This is a genomic window from Alteromonas sp. D210916BOD_24, from assembly GCF_047159385.1.
Taxonomy (GTDB): domain Bacteria; phylum Pseudomonadota; class Gammaproteobacteria; order Enterobacterales; family Alteromonadaceae; genus Alteromonas.
This window is the reverse complement of the sequence record NZ_AP038333.1, coordinates 1,778,705-1,799,157: the sequence shown is the minus strand read 5'-3', so window position 1 is coordinate 1,799,157 and position 20,453 is coordinate 1,778,705. Positions and strand designations below refer to the sequence as shown.

Here is a 20,453-nt window from a genome sequence, read left to right as displayed (position 1 = left end):
TAATGTCAGAGAAGAAAAATAGCTTTAATAGAGAAGATTTGCTTGCATGTAGTCGAGGCGAGATGTTTGGCCCTGGTAACAGTCAGCTTCCTGCCCCTAACATGTTAATGATGGATAGGATTGTTTCAATTACCGAAGATGGTGGCGAACACGGCAAAGGTGAAATAGTTGCCGAATTAGATATAACACCAGATTTGTGGTTTTTCGACTGTCACTTTCCAGGCGATCCAGTCATGCCTGGCTGTTTGGGACTAGATGCAATGTGGCAATTGGTTGGTTTTTTCTTAGGATGGAGCGGTGGCCCAGGTAAAGGCCGAGCATTAGGTGTTGGTGAAGTTAAGTTTACCGGCCAGATATTGCCCACTGCTAAAAAGGTCACTTACAAAATAACCATGAAACGCGTAATCAAAAGAAAGCTTTTCATGGGGATGGCAGATGGCACTGTAGAAGTAGATGGACGAGAAATTTACTCAGCAAAAGATCTTAAAGTAGGCCTATTTCAAGACACGTCTAATTTCTAATAACTCGTTGGTTAAAATGAAAAAAGCCCCTTTTCAGGGGCTTTCCTTTTGCATAATCAGTTCATAAAAGAGAAGGTGTTATTTTACACTTAACCCTAAGTGTCTATCTTCTACTGCCTCGCGCCATCCCCCTAACCACTGGGAACGTGCATCATTTTGTTGAAATGGACAATTTTCTTTTGAACGACCGCTGATACCAGCTTGATAGCCTTTAGCATGGGCGCGCGTCAGTTTATCTCTTTTTTGTCTTTTCATTGATTAGCCTCTTTTGTTTGTTGAATGTACAACAAATAATTTTCACGAGCGCTCTACATCAATAAGGTCGATAGTGCCGGAAATTTATTGTGTACCCTTCTTAGATAGTTCAATTGACCATTTGGTTCAAGACAAATAAACAATTAAAGGGCTTGACAAACCTTAAATTAATGAAGTTTCAATGAAATATTTATTACACTTTTTTTGCATATTAATTCTATTTTTTACAATCTCTAGGCATAAAAAAGACCACAAGAAAAGTGGCCTTTAAATGGGGGAAGTCACCTAATAAGAGGGTGCTTAAGCCTTTATACGTCTTCGCAGGAAGACCGCTAAAAATAGACTTAGCGCTGTAAATAACCCTGTTGTGGCACCCTGACGTTCATAGGGTTTTTCATCTTCTGATATCTCACACTGTTCAATTGAGCCATTCGCAATGGGGGATAATTTAACTGCCACAATTGTGTCAACTAGTTCAGTTTCTCCAGTATTGTTGATGACCTCAACACCAGTTACATAACGATACGGTTGCTTGACTCGCGCGTTTGCTATTATCTCATTGTCATCGTTGATATCGATCGCTTCAACAAGTTCGTAGTCATTATCACAAGCCACTAAATCGTTCAGGTTTGTAAATTCTTCAGTGTCGATGTTGTACATGAACGCAGCTGTTTGACGCTGACTATCACTACTGGCTTCGGCGTCAGTTTTACCTACGATTATGTTGTTATTATTAATAGCGTTCGCTGTAACGCCCGCACTGGAAAAGAAACCTTGTGGATAGAGTTGTTCTTGTGTATCGAGGTTATAGGCAAACAATCTTGAACGTGCAATACCACTTGATGCGCGAAGCACTGCACCGGTTACCCAATTATTGTTATTAATGGCAATGGCTTGGCTAACTATGTTTTCATCTCGTGTGAGCAGTTCGATAGTTTCCCCGTCTCTGAAAACAGTTGCTACTCGCTCGCTTTCCGTTAAACCCGATGAATTAGGACGGGTAATTCTAATCCTTTCACCTGTTAGTGCTTCGCCTACCGCTATACCCTGATCATTAATGTCATAAGCATAGGTGTAATAATGACGGCCATCATCCTCATCAGGTTCAAATAATAATGGGTAAGTCTGTGTACTGATTACATCACCATTGACGTCTATTTGCCAAATAGTGGCGTTCACTTCAGAAAACAGTACGAAGCTAGGCATAAAGTTAGCTGAAGTGTTAATGAAATAACTGGATATTCGCGGCATCTCATAGGAACCCGAATATATATTAGATAGACAACGGCCCTCAGAAGTATCACCACGGTTTTCTTCGTCAGCACAGTCTTCTATGGCATCACCAATTTCATCTCTGAAGCTCACAGTACTGAAACCAGCAACTTGTAAGCTTTGGTTAATGGCGCGTGCAGAAGCAAAACCGCCCGCCGTATCATCCACTGGTGGTAATTTTTTGCTTACGCCTGATGCTTGAACGAAAGCTTGTTGATTCGATTCAGCATAGGTGTAATTAATAGTGTCACCGTCTTCGTTCTCATATTGATCAAGAACTACCAGTCCACTTGAATCACCAACAATGAAATTACCATTGAGACTGTCTCGTCCATTGCTCTCTACAGAGAACGTGTAATCGTCGAATTTGTCAGTAATCTGATCTAAGCCCGGTACCAGGTCAATGTCCTGTGTGTCAGTAAGATAAGTACGGTATTCCGCTAATTTTTGACCTTGTATCAACCCAGTATTTGTCAATAAAAAATTAACGATAAGGGTGTAGTCGGCGTCGGTGAAAACCCCTTGCTTGGCGTCGTCTTCATTTTCTAACGCACTGCCATATTGTGAAAAAAACAAAGTGTCTTCTTCTAGCTGCTGCGCATCAATCGGCGGGTTGAACTCGCCTTGCACCACTGACAGCATCTTCCCTGAATTATCGATGGAACGGGCGAAATTATTTTTAGCGGTATCCTGTAAAGGAAGAGGCGTCACTGAATAGGTCGCGGCGAATGCCGAAACACTTCCTGTTGCCAACAGAACGGCGGCGGCAAGCTGAGTTCGTTTCATTTAAAATCCTATTTACTGCTGATTATCTTCCAGCATACTTTCTAGTTCATCCCAGCGCGCATACTTCTGGGAAAGTAATTCTTCTTTCTCTGCCAATTCACTTAGGGCCTTGGCAGTCGTGTCATTGTCTTGCTTAAAAAAGTCAGGGTCATTGACTTTTTCTTGCATGGATTCAAGCTCTGCTTCAAGAGTTTCTAACTCTTGTGGTAGTGATTCGAGCTCTCTTTGATCTTTATATGATAGCTTTTTCGTCTTGCGGGGAGAAGACTTAGCACTAGGACTGCCAGAGGCGGAATTAGTTTCATTCTTTACCTTGGCTTTTTCTTCTTTTTCAATTTGCTGACGTTTCTCCTGTTGCTCTTTATACCAGTTTTCAACGTCTGTGAAACCCCCAATAAACTCCCTTAAACGGCCATTGCCTTCAAATACGACACTACTATTGGCTACATTATCAACGAATTCCCTATCGTGGCTGACTAAAAGCACGGTGCCAGTGTATTCGTTTAACAGGGTCTCAAGCATTTCTAATGTTTCAACATCAAGGTCGTTGGTTGGTTCATCCAGTACTAACACATTGCTCGGTTTTAACATGAGTTTAGCGAGCATGAGGCGATTTTTTTCACCACCTGACAACGATTTGACCGGCGCATTTACTCGCTCAGGCGTAAATAGGTAATCTTGTAAGTAGCTTATTACGTGGCGCGGGTGACCATTAACCATAAGGTCGCGTTTGCCATCACCTACTGCGTCAATCACTGTTTTTTCAAGGTCTAAACCGTGGCGGTGTTGGTCGAAGTACGCCACTTCTAAATTAGTGCCTTGTTTACAGCTACCTTTATCGGGCTGCAATTCCCCTAGCAACAATTTAATAAGGGTACTTTTACCACTACCGTTAGGGCCAATAAGGGCCAATTTATCGCCCCGTAATACATTAAGGTTAAGCCCTTCAACAATAGGTTTCCCTTCTATTGAATAACTTAAATCCTTAACTTCAAATACCATTTTCCCTGAGCGAGCGGCCTGATGCTGATTAACCACTGCACTGCCCTGCACTGCGCGTCTTGCTTTGCGTTCTTCACGTAGTTTTTTCAGTGCCCTTACTCGCCCTTCGTTGCGTGTGCGGCGCGCTTTTATTCCTTGGCGGATCCACACTTCTTCTTGGGCAAGCTTTTTATCAAATTCAGCATTTTGTGAAGCTTCTACTTCGAGGTCTTGCTGCTTTTTCTCGAGGTAGGTTTCATAGTTACCAGGATAGCTGGTAACCGTACCGCGATCTAAATCAACAATGCGGGTGGCCATGGCGCGTATAAAGGCTCGGTCGTGGCTTACAAATACAATGGCACCTTTATAGTTACTCAAACTACTTTCCAACCAGCGGATCATTTCAATATCCAGGTGGTTAGTAGGTTCGTCAAGCAGTAACAAATCTGGAGAACGCACCAATGCTCTAGCAAGCGCGGCTTTGCGTCGCCATCCACCTGATAAGGTGGAAAGCGAAATCTCAGGATCGAGCTTTAACATGGTAAGGGTTTGTTCGATTTGTTGCTCAAACTGCCATGCGTCACGGGCTTCTAGCATTTCCTGTAATCGCTGAAGTTTGTTTAAATTGGCTTCACTGGGATCTTCACCAACCAGTTTGGTCTGGTGAAAATACTCTTTAAGCGTGTCGCCAACATCTGACAAACCTTCAGCAACATAGTCAAATAAACTGACATCAGTGGTTTGCGGCGGATCTTGCTCTAACCGTGCGATTACCGTGTTGTTCTCGATAATTCGTTGACCGTCATCGGCAATAATATCACCGGCAATTACTTTCATTAAGGTAGACTTTCCGCTTCCATTTCGGCCTACCAAGCAAACTCTTTCTTTTGGTTGCACAACCAGTTCAACGCCATCTAACAGCGGTGGATTTCCGTAGATAACAGTGATGTTCTTTAACTGCAAAATACTCACTGAAGAAACTCCTCAAGATCAGCCGTGGTGAATGGCCAGCCAATTTCATTATTGTTGTCGTCGCGCATTAAAACCGGAATACGAGCACCGTATAGATGATATAAATCAGTACTTGTTCTGATATTGACCTTTTCAATATTCAACGCGTCATATTGCGATGTTTGCTGCAACTCAATATCAGCTAAATCACATAAACTGCACTGTGGGCCAGTGTAGAACCAAATTTTCATGAGCGAAAAATCCAGCATTGATGAATATTACCTTTGCGGGCAAAGTCTTCTGGAATGGTTTCTTTGGTGATATTTTCAATAGACAATCCGAGAGATTGCAACGCGGTTTCATCAAGTTTGAACCCACGTTTATTATTTGAAAAGACGATAACCCCCTTCTCTTTCAGGCACTTGGTTGCGTCTGAGAGCATTTTCACATGATCCCGTTGGACGTCCCAAGTGTTTTGCATTCGTTTAGAATTTGAAAACGAAGGTGGATCAATGAATATTAAATCGTACTTGCCTTTGTGATCGGCCAGCCACGTGGTGCAATCTGCCTGTACAAAAGCATGCGGGCCGCTGAGTTTGTTTAATGCAACATTCTTCTTTGCCCACTCTAGATACGTATTTGACATATCAACGGTTGTAACTGATTTCGCCCCACCTTTTGCTGCAAACACTGACACGCTACCGGTGTAGGAAAATAAATTCAGTACATCTTTGTCTTTGGCCATCTGCATGATTTTTTGACGCGTATTACGGTGATCTAAAAACAAGCCGGTATCGAGGTAATCGGTTAGATTAACTAAGAAGCGTGCCCCATTTTCGAACACCTCCATCATTTCCCCTGCTTGATTGATTTTCTCGTATTGTTTGGTCCCTTTTTGCTGACTTCGCACCTTAAGTGCAATCTGCTTTGGCGATACACCTGTGACTGCAGGCAAATGTAATAGGACTTCCTGAAGGCGTTTTCGCGCTTTGTCTTCTGACACGGTTTTAGGCGGCGCATATTCTTGAACCACTAGCCAGTCACCGTAACGGTCAACCGCAACGTTATAATCAGGAAGATCTGCATCGTAAATGCGATAACAATTGGTGTTCGCGTTTTTTATCCAACCTTTCATGCGCTTGAGATTTTTCTTTAAACGGTTGGCAAATTCATGATTACTGGCATCTTCGCTAAATTGAACCGTATTCTGTTCATCTAACAGGTAATTGGCCAGCCGGCATTCAAGCTTACCATTGTTCATGGCATAGTCTTTAGTCGCCCGAAGTTTCAGTACGCGCAATAAATCGCGATTACTGCTTAATAGCGATACGTGCCAGCCCTTCCATGCTTCTTTGAAGCGTTTACCCCATTCACTGAATAAAGGAATAAGTGACGTAAGCTCACCCAAACGTTCACCATAAGGCGGGTTCGATACCACATACCCTGCATTCGCGACAGGGGGAGATGCTTTAGTCGCATCTTGCTGACTAAACGAAATATCGTTAAATACGCCTGCATAATCTGCGTTTGCTTTGGCGATAGCCACCATTTTACGGCTGAAGTCACCGGCATAAATGCCACCACAGGATGGCTTTTGTACCGCAATGGCATTGTCTAATAATGCCTCCCACACCGCAGGTTCATGTCCCAGCCACTTGGTAAAGCCCCAATGTTCTCGCTTTATTCCTGGCGCAATATTACGTGCAATATAGGCCGCCTCGATGGCGATAGTGCCTGAACCACACATTAAATCAACAAGCGGCGCATCGGTGTTTTGTGTCCAACCACTGCGCATGAGCATGGCACACGCAATATGTTCTTTAAGCGGTGCCTCACCGGTTTGCTGACGATAGGCGCGTTGATGCAAGCTAGCGCCGGCTAAATCAATACCAATGATCACACTATCGCGGTGCAAACGGGCATAGACGGCAATGTCGGGGTTTTTGCGCTCAACGGATGGTCTGGCAAGGCCTTGTTCTACAAATGAGTCGACAATGGCATCTTTTATTTTGACCGCACCAAACTGCGTGTTTTTGATGGCAAAATTAGTGCCGACAAACTGCACGGCTAACGTGTGTCGAGGGTCCATCTGCATTTGCCAGTCGACCTGCATGGCGCTTTGATAGAGTGCTTCGGCATCATTAGCCTTGCCTTGTGCTAACACCCAGATAACGCGGTTAGCCAGGCGCGACCACAAACACAATTTATAAGCGTCTTCTTTACTCCCTTCAAACTGTATTGAACCCGGGCTTTGCTTTATCTGGGCTTCGGGACACAGTGTGAGTACTTCTTGTTTAAGGAGTTCATCGAGTCCGCGGCTGGTTGTTACCAGAATTGTATTCATTCATGTACCTGTAATTGCTGTGCATGTTCTGTTTTTTGAACATGCACATGAGAGATTTGTATCGAGTGTATTATAACGCTTTTACGATGCGTTTAACGAGCGATGGGCCCTGATAGATAAACGCTGAGTATACTTGCACTAATGAGGCCCCTGCGTCTAGGCGCGCTTGAGCCGCTTCGGGTGAATCGATTCCGCCAACGCCGATAATTGGGATAGCTCTGTCTAACGCCCGGCTTAGCTTGCGTGTAACCGATAAGCTCATATCTGTCATTACTGCACCACTTAACCCGCCTGCTTCATCAGCATGGGGTAAGCCCTTTACCGAATCTCTGGATAACGTCGTGTTAGTGGCAATAACACCGTCCATTTTGCTACTTATCAGCGACTGCGCGATACTTTGTATTTCTTCATCGCTCAAATCGGGCGCGATCTTGATAAAAAGTGGGACATATTTTCCGTGAGTTTGTGTCAGCGTTTCCTGCGCTGCTTTTAAACCATGAAGCAATTTGTCTAACGCTTCACCGTATTGCAGATTACGTAGACCAGGCGTATTGGGCGAAGAGATATTGATTGTCACATAGCTCGCATAAGGATAGACCTTATTTAAGCAAATCAGGTAGTCGTCTAACGCGTTAGCTTCTTCGGTATCCTTATTTTTGCCAATATTGATACCAATAGGACCTGTAAACTGCGCTTTTTTAACTTGCTCTACCAGATGATCAACGCCTTTGTTATTGAACCCCATGCGATTAATGATGGCTTGTTTTTCAGGTATTCTAAACAAGCGAGGTTTAGGATTTCCCGGTTGTGGGCGCGGCGTCACTGTCCCTATCTCAATAAAACCAAATCCCATATTGGCAAAGGCATCAATACAATCCCCATTTTTATCTAAACCTGCCGCTAAACCAACTGGATTGTCGAAGGTTATGCCGGCCACGGTGACGGGTTTTTTGATGGTAGGTGTGCTGTACATCCATTTCAGCGGTGAGTGTTGGGTCTTATTTAACCAGTTAATGGTAAAATCGTGACTTTTTTCAGGTTCGCACTGAAGTAAGATTTTCTGCACTAAAGATTGCATGGTAGTTTCAAACGCTCGCTAAAAAAAAGCCCTGATAAACAGGGCTTAAATCATTAAGGTGCGTGTATTCTAATGGTTAGACTTCACGCTTAAAAGCATCAATTCACGTAAAGCGACAGAAAATTTCGCAAATTCGTGTGTTGTACTGGTCTTAAACTCAGACATCATGTGATACCAGCGTTTCAATAACAACTGATTGCTTTGGATCCAATCATCAAGAATTTGATCCGCATCACTGGCATCTTTTCTAGATGACAACAGATTCGCAGTAATTGAACGCTGCTGCCAGTCCAGTTCTTCACGGTAGGATGCACGAGCCAATGCCTGCCAATGGTTGCTTACTGCCTGATTGTTAATTTGATCTAAGAACCAGTGCAGTTCAAGCCTTGAGCCCAACTGATAATAGAGTTTCGCAACTACATCGGTGTCGTGCTTATCTGCTTCAACAATTTGTGCTAAATCAAAACTTGAGAACATGTTAGAGAAGCTGGCCACTTGATACGCGATATCTTGTGGAACACCTTGATCTACGTATTTTTGAGTTGCCGCTTCAAGCTGTGCATACTCTGATTCAACCAAATAATGTTGTAGGTTTTTAAACAAGGTATCAAACGTGCCGCGGTAACTAGCAATGGCTTCCTCGATGGTTTGGGCTTTATTGCCATGGCGTATATACCAACGAGAAGCACGGCGCATGATACGGCGCGCTTCATCAAGCATTTTAAGCTGCAACTTCGCTGGAATAATGTTGTCTAGTTGCTCAATGCGCTCCCACAGCGTTTTCATATTGAAAATACCATGAACAATGGCATAGGCATCAGCAATTTCATTGACGCTAGCGCCCGTTTCTTCTTGCATCCTAAAGACAAAATTCAAGCCCATGTCATTAACCATATTATTGGTTAATTTGGTGGCGATAATTTCACTGCGAAGTGGATGCTGTTGCATATGGCCACTAAATTTCTTGCGCAGTACCTCAGGGAACGCTTCAACAAGCAGTTTGCCGTGGTATGGGTTATCAGTAATCTCTGGGATGTTCAATGCATCTTTAAGCACCATCTTGCCATAGGCAATGAGTACGCTTAACTCAGGGCGAGTTAGACCTTGATCTGTAGCTACGCGATCGGATATTTCATCATCGCTTGGAATAAATTCCAGCTCACGGTTTAGTTGACCTTCCCTTTCCAAACCATGAATAAAGCGCAATTGCTCTTTCAGCTGTTTAACACCAGCAAGCTCTGTAATCGAAATGGATTGAGTCTGACGGTAGCAATCTTTAATGACAATACGCGATACATCATCGGTCATATCATAAAGCAACTTATTACGTTGTTTGAGCGTGAGCTCACCATCGTTGACTAAGCTATTAAGTAAAATTTTGATGTTTACTTCATTGTCTGAGCAATCTACGCCGCCCACATTGTCAATAAAGTCAGTGTTAACCCGACCGCCGTTAGCTGCGTACTCGATACGGCCTAGCTGGGTTAAACCTAAGTTACCGCCTTCACCCACAATTTTGGCTTGTACATCGCGACCATTGACCCGTAAATCGTCGTTAGCGCGATCGCCTACGTCTGAATGTGATTCTTTTTTACTCTTAATGTATGTACCGATACCACCATTCCACAACAGATCCACAGGCATCTTAAGAATATTGTGAATAAGTTCGTTCGGTGTCATTGTCAATTGACGGGTACCTAACCATTTTTTCATTTCAGGTGTCAGCTTGATGGACTTAGCTGAACGATTGAAGATACCACCACCTTTTGAAATTAACTGGCTGTCATAGTCTTCCCAACTTAAGCTTGGGTTTTCAAATAAGCGTTTGCGCTCTTTATAACTTGCAGCGGCATCTGGATCGGGGTCAAAGAAAATATGTAGATGGTTAAATGCTGCGATAAGGCGAGTGTGCTCAGAGAGCAACATACCATTACCGAATACATCGCCTGCCATGTCACCCACACCAGCACAGGTGAAATCAGTGGTTTGACAGTCAATGCCAATTTCACGGAAATGACGTTTTACAGATTCCCAGCCACCACGTGCTGTGATACCCATTTTCTTATGGTCGTAACCAATACTACCACCTGATGCAAACGCGTCACCCAGCCAGAAACCGAATTCTTCAGCAATGCCATTGGCAATATCAGAGAATGTCGCCGTGCCTTTGTCTGCGGCCACTACCAAATAAGGATCGTCGTCATCAAGTCTAACTACATCTTTCGGTGGCACAATCTCGCCGTTGACAATGTTGTCGGTAATATCAAGTAAACTGGTAATAAACGTGCGGTAACAAGCTTGACCTTCCGCTTGGATGGCCTCTCTACCCTGACCGACAGGTAAATTCTTACAGACAAAGCCGCCTTTCGCGCCAACTGGCACAATAACGGTATTTTTAACTTGTTGTGCTTTTACAAGACCGAGTACCTCAGTACGGAAATCTTCTTGTCTGTCAGACCAGCGAAGACCACCACGAGCGACTTTACCGCCGCGCAGGTGCACACCTTCTACCCTTGGGCTATATACGAAAATTTCGAATTTAGGCAATGGTAATGGCATGTCAGGGATAAGCTCAGGCATCATTTTAAACGATACATAAGACTTCTCGTTACCTGCTTCATCGGTTTGATAGAAATTAGTACGCAGTGTCGCCGACATCATATCCAAATAACGACGAATAATACGGTCATCATCCAAATTACTTACATTGTCGAGTTGTGCTTTAATTGTCTCTAGTGTTGCTTCCTCTTTTTTAGCACTGCGTTTCTTTTTCGGATTTAAGCGCTGTTCGAAGAACTCAACCAGTAAACGAGCAATATCAGGATAATTTGACAACGTATTGGCAATATAATCACGGCTAAACGAACTGCCCGTTTGACGCATGTACTTAGCATAGGCGCGTAAAATGGTAACCCTGCGACCTGTCATATTCGCACCGAGTATCAGGCGGTTGAAGGCATCGTCTTCAAGGGTGTTGTACCACACTTTCGAAAAAGCATCCTGGAACAGTATTTGTGCCTTCTCCATGTCAAAGTGCTGACCACTTTTGTGCAACATGGTGAAATCCATTACCCAATTGCGCTCGCCTTCGGAACATGTAACTTTATATGGGCTTTCATCAATTACGCGTAACCCAAAGTTTTCCAACATAGGCAGTACATCTGATAGATGAATAGGCTCGGCGCGGTGGAACAGCTTCAACTTAACCACCTGGCTGTCTGCATCCTCTTCCTGAGGGCGATAAAACAGCATATCTAGAGTGTGGTTGTTATCTAGCATTTCAAGCTTGCCGATATCGACCAGCGCTGCTGACGGTAGGTTGTGCTCCATATAGCTACGAGAAAACGCGTTATTGTATTTGCGTTCTAGCGCTTTGCCTGAGGCTTCACCGTGAGCTGCAGAAATGGCAGAAGCTAGTCTGTCATTCCATGTTTTCGTCAACTCGATAATATTCTTTTCTATTTCCTTCACGTCAAATTCCGCGTTGTTGTCGTTGACTCGGGCAATGTAATGCGTGCGAGCATACACAGATTCAGAGAAGAAAGTGGTAAACTCCACTTCTTCAGTAGCACCTAGCGAAGCTTTTAATAACGCCTGGGTTTCTTTTCTTAACTGGGTGTTGTAGCGCTCTCTTGGTACAAAGACCATACACGAAAAGAAGCGTCCAAAAATATCTTTTCTGATAAACAGGCGGGAAATCCCCCGCTCCTGCATCTGAAAAATGCCCATCACAATTTGGGCTAGTTCTTCTGCAGGTGTCTGCAATAATTCATCGCGAGGATAAGTTTCGATGATATTGGCAAAGGCTTTATAAGCGTGTGTTCCCTGTTCAAAACCAGACAATTCACAAATGCGCTTAATTTTTTCTCGTAAAATTGGTAGTTGAGTAACACTGTGGTTATAAAAAGACGCCGAATACAGCCCTAAGAACCGGTGTTCGCCAATTACCTGACCGTCTTTGTTATATACCTTAATACCCACATAATCCATATAGGCTGGACGGTGAACCCGTGCACGTGAATTGGTTTTGGTTAAGATTAAGGGGTTCTTACTTAACGCTTCTGCGCGGGCTGATGCTGGTAAAGGTGACAGCAAGCGTTCGCGATCATTCACAGAGTTTTTCAATAAACCTAAACTGGTGTCGTTTTGTGGGATCCAGCGATGGTCGCCCTCAATCGCTTTAACGTCGTAATAACGATAGCCCATCATGGTGAAGTTATGGTCACCCATCCACTCTAAATAGGCATTAGTTTGTTCTTTGGTCTGGTCAGAGACTGGCCAATTAAATTTAGCACTGTTTTTTATTACGTTTTGTAACGTGTTGGTCATGTCCTGCCAGTCTTGTACTGCTAATGACACTTCGTCAACTACTGAGTACAATTCTTTGGTCAATGCATCGATATCTTTTTTCGATGTTTGTCTGTCAACTTCAATAAAAATAACGGTTTCTTTTCTTGCACCGTCAATAGTTTTACCAGGCTCTACAAACGCTTCGACTTTATTGGTGTTATCGCGCTTGATGCCTATAGGACTATGAAGGAACAAGTGTGCAGTAATATTCAGCCTGTTGAGTAACATGCGTACTGAGTCGACCAAAAATGGCATATCAGACACAATAATTTCAACGATGGTGTGGCTAGAGTGCCAACCGTGTTTAGCTATTTCTGGATTAAATACACGTATGTATGGTGCGCTATTGTCGAATTTGGCTAAGCCGTTCCATAAACTAAGTGTTGCACCATAAAGGTCGCTGTCGTTGCGATTTTCTAAATCATCGCTGGATATATTTTTATACAACAGACGTCCGAATTGCTGCACAAGAGACTTCTGCTTTGTATCTACTTTCTTTTCGATTAATGCAAATACATTATCTAGCAGTACTGAGTGTCGCTGTGAGGTGACTGTCATTTGTTAACCTTATTTGAATGTCGTAATACCAATACGCTTTGGTATAAGTGCCGAGTACCTAACTATTTTCCCTAATAAATGGCGCTAATGAAAGCCCATTTTTAACCTTATATTAACAGCATAGATAACTATGCAAAAAACACCCAAAAAAAAGGGCCAAAAGGCCCTTTTTAATGCTTAGCTATGCAAAAAATATTTTATGCATCAGGGTCATTCTTATTCCACCAGAGGAATCGCGCTAATGCGGGCAGTACAATTATTGCACCAAGCATGTTAACCACGAACATGAAGGTAAGCAGAATACCCATATCCATCTGGAATTTCAGAGAAGAAAATACCCATGTGCTTACACCAATTGCAAGGGTGATACCGGTAAAGAGTACCGCACTACCGCGTTCTTTTAACGCTGCAAAGTAAGCCGCTTGAACAGTAGCGCCTTTTTTCAACATTAAACTCTTAGTAGAAAGGATATAAATACCATAGTCTACTCCGATACCCACGCCAAGTGCGATAACTGGTAAGGTAGAAACGGTAAGGCCTATTTGTAAGTACGTCATGAGTGCCTGAGCCAGTACTGAAACCACATAAAGCGGAATGACGACGACCAAGGTTGCACGCAATGATCGGAAACTGATTAGGCATAGTGCAATCACCGCGCCGAACACGTATAGCATCATGGGATTTTGTGCTGCACTTACTGCTTCATTGGTGGCTGCCATTACCCCTACAGGACCCGAAGCTAAACTGAATTTCATATCATCAGTTTCATAGGCTGTGCGATAGGCTTTTACAGCATCCACTACACGTGAAATTGTTTCTGCCTTGTGATCTTCCATGAACAAGATGATAGGCATTACCGAGCAGTCACCGTTTAGTAAGCCGGAAGAGGTTGGTACCCTTGAAATGGCTTGTACTAACGTTTGCTGATTGCGTGGCAATACTTGCCATTTCACATTACCCTCGTTGTACCCGGCGTTGACGATTTTAGCAACGGATGCCAGTGAAACAGCAGACTGCACCCCTTCCACGTTCTCCATTTTCCACTGGAAGTCATCCATAGCTTTCATCACACCGTGAGACGTACAGGCTTCCGGTGTGGTTTCGACCAATATAGATATATAGTCAACCGTTACTTCATATTTATCGGTAATTAAGAACGTGTCTTGGTTGTAACGCGACGTTTCGTGTAAGGCTGGTGCACCCGCATGCAAGTCACCAATCTTCATATTTTGAGCTTGAAAATGCCCTAATACAAATAGTATGGCGGTGATGATAAGAATGACTGTGGCTGGCTTCTTACGAGAACATGCGGCAATCACTTCCCAAAATTTCGCATTGGCATTTTCTTTGCCCGCAAATCTGTCAACGTACTTCTGATCGAGTTTCAAGAAGCTCATTAAAACAGGTAACAGTAAAAGGTTAGTAAGGATAATTACGGCGACACCCATACTAGCAGTGATAGCGAGTTCGCGGATGATACCGATATCGATAACCAATAATGTCATGAAGCCCACGGTATCTGAAAGCAATGCAATACCACCTGGCACGAGCAGGCTTCTAAATGCAGCCATTGATGCTCGCTGCGCGCCAATACCTGTTACCGCTTGCTTTTCTACGGCATTGATCATCTGCACGCCATGGCTCACCCCAATAGCGAACACGAGGAAAGGCACCAGAATAGACATGGGATCCATGCCGAACCCAATTGAGGTTAATAGACCTAACTGCCAAATAACGGCGATAATTGAACAAATAAGCGGTAGAAGTGTAAGCATTACACTTCGTGAGAAGAAGTACACCATGATGGCTGTGATTGCGATAGCAATGGCAAAGAAAACCAATACGTCTTTGGCACCATCAGCTACGTCGCCAATCATTTTTGCAAATCCAATGATGTGAACAGACGTCATATCATTTTCGTATTGCCCACGCAATTGCGCTTCTAATTCAGCCGCTAATGCTAACGTGTCAAGTGGCTCACCAGTTTGCGGGTCGATATCAAGTAATTGAGCGGTCACCATCGCACAGCTGTAATCACTAGATACCTGACGTCCTACGATATTGGCCTTTTCAACATTTGCCGCTACTAAATCAAGCGCATCGGGGTTTGATGAATTGAAATCTGCAGGAATAACAGGGCCGCCTGCAAAACCGCCTTCAACTATTTCTGTAAAACGGGTAGAAGGTGAAAAAAGAGAGATTACCAAAGAGCGATTCACACCATTAATAAAGAACAACTGGTCGTGAACATTCTTTAAGGTGTCGAAGAAATTTTGGTTATATATGTTTCCACTATTGTCACACACAGAAACTAAGATATTGTTTGCACCTCCGAAATCTTGGCGGTGTTCAATATACGTTTTCATGTATTCGTGATTAAGCGGAATGTTTTTTTCGAAGCCTGCGTCTAAGCGCATATGAGAAGCTTGGTAGCCGAGAAAAACCGTGGCGATAGCAAAAAGTGCCACCACTAATATACGGTTTCCAAAGACAAGTTTTTCTAGAAATTGGGTCATTGTTATTATACTGCCCTATTTGAGAGTCAACGTTTTCACGCCGTTGGCGGAAACGGCAATGGTTTTGCCTTTAAACTGAGTGGCGTTTAGCAGTGCAGCCTTGTCTTTGACTTGCGTCACAGCTATTCCGCTGTCTGTTTCGCACTCGGTAGGATCGGCATAAGGGTCTCGCATGCTTGTTGGCAAAGGGCGCTGCGCAGTTATCAACATGCCATTATTACCAAGAGCGTAGATATTGGATCCACTACCTATAAGGATGGAGTTCAATGTACTTGTTGAACAGGTTTGTACATACTCCCACTCACCTTGGTCGCGATTTACAAATACATTTCCCCGTAAACCAACTGCCAATACAGTTGTATCATCCAATGGCTTTATATCGAAAAAAGAGCCAGTGTAGTCAACTTCATAACGCTCCCACGATTCACCCATATTGAGGCTTTTCGCCAACAATCCTGCCTCACCCGCTAAATAAAGCGTATTGCCGTCCAAGGTGACGCGATTTAAATGCGGCAAAATAGAGTCTAACTCTTGTTGATAAAATTCTTCGTTTTCTTTTCTGATTTCTTCTAAATATTCTCTATCGAATGGATCGAGAAGACTGGCATGGCGTTCGGCAACCCATTGTTTACCGCCATCCTGTGTACGGTAAAACAAGCCATAAGCACCGGTTGCAATACCGTGTTGCTCATTGAAAAATAATACGTCTAAAAACGGGCGCTGAAGATCGGGTTGGTAGTTTTGTACTTCCCACGTTTCGCCCTTGTCTGAAGAATGAAGAATGACAGCGTCGTGACCCACTGCCCAAATATGATCACCCACAACCGTGGTGGCTGTAAGTGTCGAATGAGTAGGCACCTGCTTTTGACTAAAAGCGTTGCCATCCTGTGAAACTAACACGTGACCCCGTTCACCGACAATAACGACAAATTCATCAGCGTCTATGTCCAAAAGAACCGATTGCTCAACCAGTGGTGCCAAAAAGGCTTCTTCAGCAAGTGCAGATGAAGTGTAATTAACTGCAAAAGTGGCGGCAATGCACGCTGCAATGGTTTTTTTCATAGTTAACCATTCCCCCTATTTATAATTGTCTGCATACAAAAACGGTTGGCAATTGCCAACCGTTTGTTGTGTAAGGCGATTAGCGCATACCTTCTCGTCGCAACGCTTGAGGCGTAAATTCTACGTCTCTAGGGCGCACGGTAAAGTCGTACATACCTTCTTCGTTATCTAGCCCGATGGCAAGATAACGACGCGAGTTCAAATCGTGGTACACGTCTAGCGTAGACCACTGCGTAGGAACTTCATAGTAGTTCACACCATAAGCTACACCAACACGATACAGTTCGCCACGATTATCATACATATCAGCGACTTGAATCTGCCAGCTATCTTCATCAATGAAGAACACGCGTTTTTGGTAAATGTGGCGGAAACCTTCTTTTAACGTAGCTTCAACAACCCACACACGGTGTTTTTCCCATCGAGTAAGATCGGGTGTGATATGATTTGGCGTTAGAATGTCTTCGTATTTTACGTTGTTAGAATGTAACGCATAGTTGTTATATGCCACAAACATTTCTTTTTTGCCAATGAGCTTCCAGTTGTAACGGTTTGGTGAACCATTAAACATATCGAAGTCATCAGTCGTACGCAAACCATCTGCTGCCGTTCCTGGTGTATCGTAGGCAATGTTAGGTGCCAGTCGAACACGACGCTGCCCCGTGTTGTATGTCCAGGCTTTACGTGGCTCTTTAACCTGATCAACGGTTTCATGAACCAGCAATGCGGTACCAGCCAAACGCGCTGGCTTAGTAACTTTTTGCTTGAACATGAATAGTACGTTTTCGTCAGTCAATTTTTCAGGTGTCGCCCCTTCCTCTGCGTACTTAATAAGAAGCTGCTCGTCGAAACCAATGACGTTGAAATCACCACCGGTAGTCACAGCTGCTTGTCCACCGTTACGCTGTACGGCTTCCCCGCGATAACGCAAAATGTGGTTCCAAATAGCTTCCAAACCGTTCTGTGGGATGGGGAACGGAATGCCAAGCACTGCGCCTTTGATACCGTTACCATCGTCTAGTAATTCAGCACTAGTCGCGTTGACTTTGGTCGCATCGTAAACCGACTGAGGGTTAGAGGCAGAGCGGCGTGTTTGGTATACAGGCATACGAAATGTATCTGGGTACGCTTCAAACAGTTTCTTTTGACCTTCTGATAAGAAGTCTGAGTACTCTTTGTAGTTTTTCGCTGTAATCTCGAAAAGCACTTTGTCATCTGGGTATGGATCAGGGTGGTGATCGCCTACAGTATAGCCAGCCGGTGCAGAGATAATCCCCCCCGTCCACGCCGGGATACTGCCATCTGCATTACCTGCTTTAACCGCGCCTAACGGCGTTAATTCATTACCCAGTGTTTTAGCTTGTTCTTCCGATATCTTTGCCATAGCACTCGCACCGGTTAGTGCTAGTGACAAGGCCGCGGCAATAATTCCTACTTTTTTAATCATAAGTACCACTCTTTAGATTGCGTATTTGATGTTAAATGAAATGAAGTCTCTGTCTGAAAGCGCGTTGGTTGTGCCAATACCGCCCCAGAAAGCGCTGTAAGACGCCGTAGCTGACCACTTGCTTAAGTAGTCAAACGTCAAAGAGAAAGCAGCAGACTTAACATCTTCAGTGAAAAGGAACAGAGGATCAGGTGTTGTACCCTCTACGTCATGAGAGAACGTTGCACGAGCACGTAAATTAATACCCGCCCATACATCGTTATAATCAGCCACAGCTAACAAACGATAACCCCACGCGTCTTCTGTCGCAAACGGGTTAGTTTCAGGTCCATCTGACAATGCCTGATGTAAACCTTCTCGGGTGTTGCCGGTTGCTGTCGGTTCTAGTGAAGGTGTACGAGATGTTCCCGGCGCATTCAAACGAAGAACATTTGGATCAGGCATATCCAGAACGTTCACGTAACCTACTTCACCTAATAAAATAAAGTTATCTGAACCAAATTTAGGTCCAAATACGTGGGATGCAGTAAACTGCATCTGGAAGGTATCTGAGAAAACGTAACCTTCAGCAGTTTCACCTGGTCCAACATTTCGACCAATATTGTTAAGCTGAGAAATACCCGCCAAATCTGGACGCAGACCCGCATTCGCTAGCTGCTCAGGCATACCCATATAAAGTAGTTCTACGTCATCAATTTGTAGTGGCTCATCAGCGCGGTAAGCAAATTCACCAGCAAGCGCAGTTGTACCCACGTTGGTGTTGAAACTCATGCCGTATAACTTAATGTCTTCAGGATAGAAGAACTCAGCCTGAGTGAATGCGCCTAAGTCAGTAATGTTGTCGCGTGTGATGGTATTTGACGCCATGTACGCGAGGTCTGCACCAATGCCAGCCGCGGTAAAGTCAGACGTTTTACCTGAAATTAACGGACGTTGGCTGTGGTAATTAATGTGATAGAAACTGAATTCTGTTTCATTTAATGCTTCTGAGAACCAAGTTAAACGCAAACCGTACTGACCTTGGTCATCTGCATCGTGGTGGGCATCATCAGAGAAACCACGAATTGCCACTTTTGTCGGATACGCAAGATAAGCCTGAGAAATATCAGCAGGATTAGCACCTGAGCGAAGCATATCGCCATATTGGTTTAACGCAGCCAATAAATGATCTAAGTCAATGTCTGGGTTACCACTGAAACCTAGCTGTACGTTTTGACGTTGGCCACCCTCGCCCGCAAAATCATTACCAGCAAAATAACTGCCTGAAACCGGTAACCAACTGCGTTGCCATTCATATTGGTAATAACCAGATATGCTGACATTGTCAGTTAAACCTAATGACGCATAGACCATACCTACAGGTAAGAAGACTTCTTTTAACTCAGCACCTGGCGCGCGTGCACGTGTAACATCAACAGGGTTTGTGGTGTTTATGCCGTGTTGGATAAAGGTACTTTCACCCCAGCTGATAACCTGACGACCGACACGTAAGGTAAATGGCTTTTCTCCTATCCACCAATCACCGTAGAAAAAAGCGTCGTATAGTCGGACATCGGTACACAATAAATCTTCCGCTTCAGGATCCTGACATAAGTCATACTGTTGACCTGAGATAGGATTTGAATATGGACGATCGCCATCCATTTGCTCAAAATCGTAAAACCAGAAACCACGGGCGAAAAAGCCGTAATCTCCAAAATTGATATCTAATTCGTGAGAACCTGAGATCTGGGTAGCAAATGCATCACCCGGATCGTGCGCTAGGTTACCCAAATCACCGTTAGTCGAGTATCCGCCGTCCGCTAATGCCCACACATCATTACTGGGGTATAAAGGGTTAAATGCTGCGTGGTAACCACTCCAGTCAAATTGAGGGTGGTTACTGTTACCAATGAGGTTGTAATCACGTGATTCAGTACGAATACTAGTTGCGAGTGTGAATGTTGAATCTAAGGAAATACTTACATCACCCACTTGCCAGTTGGCAGCGTGTGCAGGTACTGCTGCAGCACCTATCAGTGACAGAACTCCTGCTGCAACTGGTGAAATCTTAAAAGCGCTAGGCCCATTTTTCATATTTTTATACTCCCAAGTCGATGTGACTTAATGCGTGACACCATGACTAACCATAAAGATTAACAAAATCATTACATCATTTTGCCAGAACCGCAAGAACTAATCCTACCAGTTAACAATTTTTACAACATTAGTCGTATCAAATAGTTAATGGTTTATCGAGAGTATAAAAAGCAATTATATTTTTGCTCATAAAAGCATCAGCCTGGTGGTGCTTTTTTACACTGCTGACTCATCAAACGCATGGGTTAGCGCT

The 20,453-nt window shown here is 43.9% G+C and carries 12 protein-coding genes; 1 reads left to right on the top strand and 11 read right to left on the bottom strand.

Annotated features, from left to right (window positions below; all coding sequences use genetic code 11):
• The first annotated feature begins 2 nt into the window (after positions 1–2).
• A complete protein-coding gene (gene fabA, locus ACMCM8_RS07715) occupies positions 3–521 on the top strand; it encodes a 3-hydroxyacyl-[acyl-carrier-protein] dehydratase FabA (protein ID WP_412727086.1) in 519 nt (172 codons plus the stop codon).
• A gap of 78 nt (positions 522–599) precedes the next feature.
• Here fabA and rmf read toward each other — a convergent pair whose 3' ends face one another.
• The 11 genes from rmf to ACMCM8_RS07660 form a co-directional block, all read right to left on the bottom strand.
• Complete coding sequence (rmf, locus tag ACMCM8_RS07710; RefSeq protein WP_159624501.1) at positions 600–776, bottom strand: ribosome modulation factor; 177 nt, start codon at positions 774–776, stop codon at positions 600–602.
• A gap of 300 nt (positions 777–1,076) precedes the next feature.
• The gene (locus ACMCM8_RS07705) at positions 1,077–2,834 is read right to left on the bottom strand and encodes a DUF3466 family protein (RefSeq protein WP_412727084.1); all 1,758 of its coding nucleotides are present in this window, start codon (positions 2,832–2,834) and stop codon (positions 1,077–1,079) included.
• 12 nt (positions 2,835–2,846) lie between these two features.
• Positions 2,847–4,787: an ATP-binding cassette ATPase Uup gene (gene uup, locus ACMCM8_RS07700; RefSeq protein WP_412727082.1), complete on the bottom strand. Its 1,941-nt coding sequence runs from the start codon at positions 4,785–4,787 to the stop codon at positions 2,847–2,849.
• A complete protein-coding gene (locus ACMCM8_RS07695) occupies positions 4,784–5,017 on the bottom strand; it encodes a glutaredoxin family protein (protein WP_412727080.1) in 234 nt (77 codons plus the stop codon). Before ACMCM8_RS07695 ends, uup begins: the two co-directional genes overlap by 4 nt.
• Positions 5,014–7,110, bottom strand: coding sequence for a bifunctional 23S rRNA (guanine(2069)-N(7))-methyltransferase RlmK/23S rRNA (guanine(2445)-N(2))-methyltransferase RlmL (gene rlmKL / locus ACMCM8_RS07690; RefSeq protein WP_412727078.1), 2,097 nt, complete (start codon positions 7,108–7,110; stop codon positions 5,014–5,016). The genes ACMCM8_RS07695 and rlmKL overlap by 4 nt, the downstream gene beginning before the upstream one ends.
• Positions 7,111–7,180: 70 nt before the next feature.
• On the bottom strand, positions 7,181–8,188 hold the full coding sequence (pyrD, locus tag ACMCM8_RS07685) for a quinone-dependent dihydroorotate dehydrogenase (RefSeq protein ID WP_412727076.1): 1,008 nt from the start codon (positions 8,186–8,188) through the stop codon (positions 7,181–7,183).
• A 69-nt stretch (positions 8,189–8,257) separates the two neighbouring features.
• Positions 8,258–13,096: an NAD-glutamate dehydrogenase gene (locus ACMCM8_RS07680; protein ID WP_412727074.1), complete on the bottom strand. Its 4,839-nt coding sequence runs from the start codon at positions 13,094–13,096 to the stop codon at positions 8,258–8,260.
• 197 nt (positions 13,097–13,293) lie between these two features.
• Positions 13,294–15,612, bottom strand: coding sequence for an efflux RND transporter permease subunit (locus ACMCM8_RS07675; RefSeq protein WP_412727072.1), 2,319 nt, complete (start codon positions 15,610–15,612; stop codon positions 13,294–13,296).
• Between the two features lie 15 nt (positions 15,613–15,627).
• Positions 15,628–16,674, bottom strand: a complete 1,047-nt coding sequence (locus ACMCM8_RS07670; RefSeq protein ID WP_412727070.1) for a WD40/YVTN/BNR-like repeat-containing protein — start codon at positions 16,672–16,674, stop codon at positions 15,628–15,630.
• 79 nt (positions 16,675–16,753) lie between these two features.
• Positions 16,754–18,121, bottom strand: coding sequence for a DUF1329 domain-containing protein (locus ACMCM8_RS07665; protein ID WP_412727068.1), 1,368 nt, complete (start codon positions 18,119–18,121; stop codon positions 16,754–16,756).
• A gap of 12 nt (positions 18,122–18,133) precedes the next feature.
• The gene (locus ACMCM8_RS07660) at positions 18,134–20,197 is read right to left on the bottom strand and encodes a DUF1302 domain-containing protein (protein WP_412727066.1); all 2,064 of its coding nucleotides are present in this window, start codon (positions 20,195–20,197) and stop codon (positions 18,134–18,136) included.
• Positions 20,198–20,453: the final 256 nt, after the last annotated feature.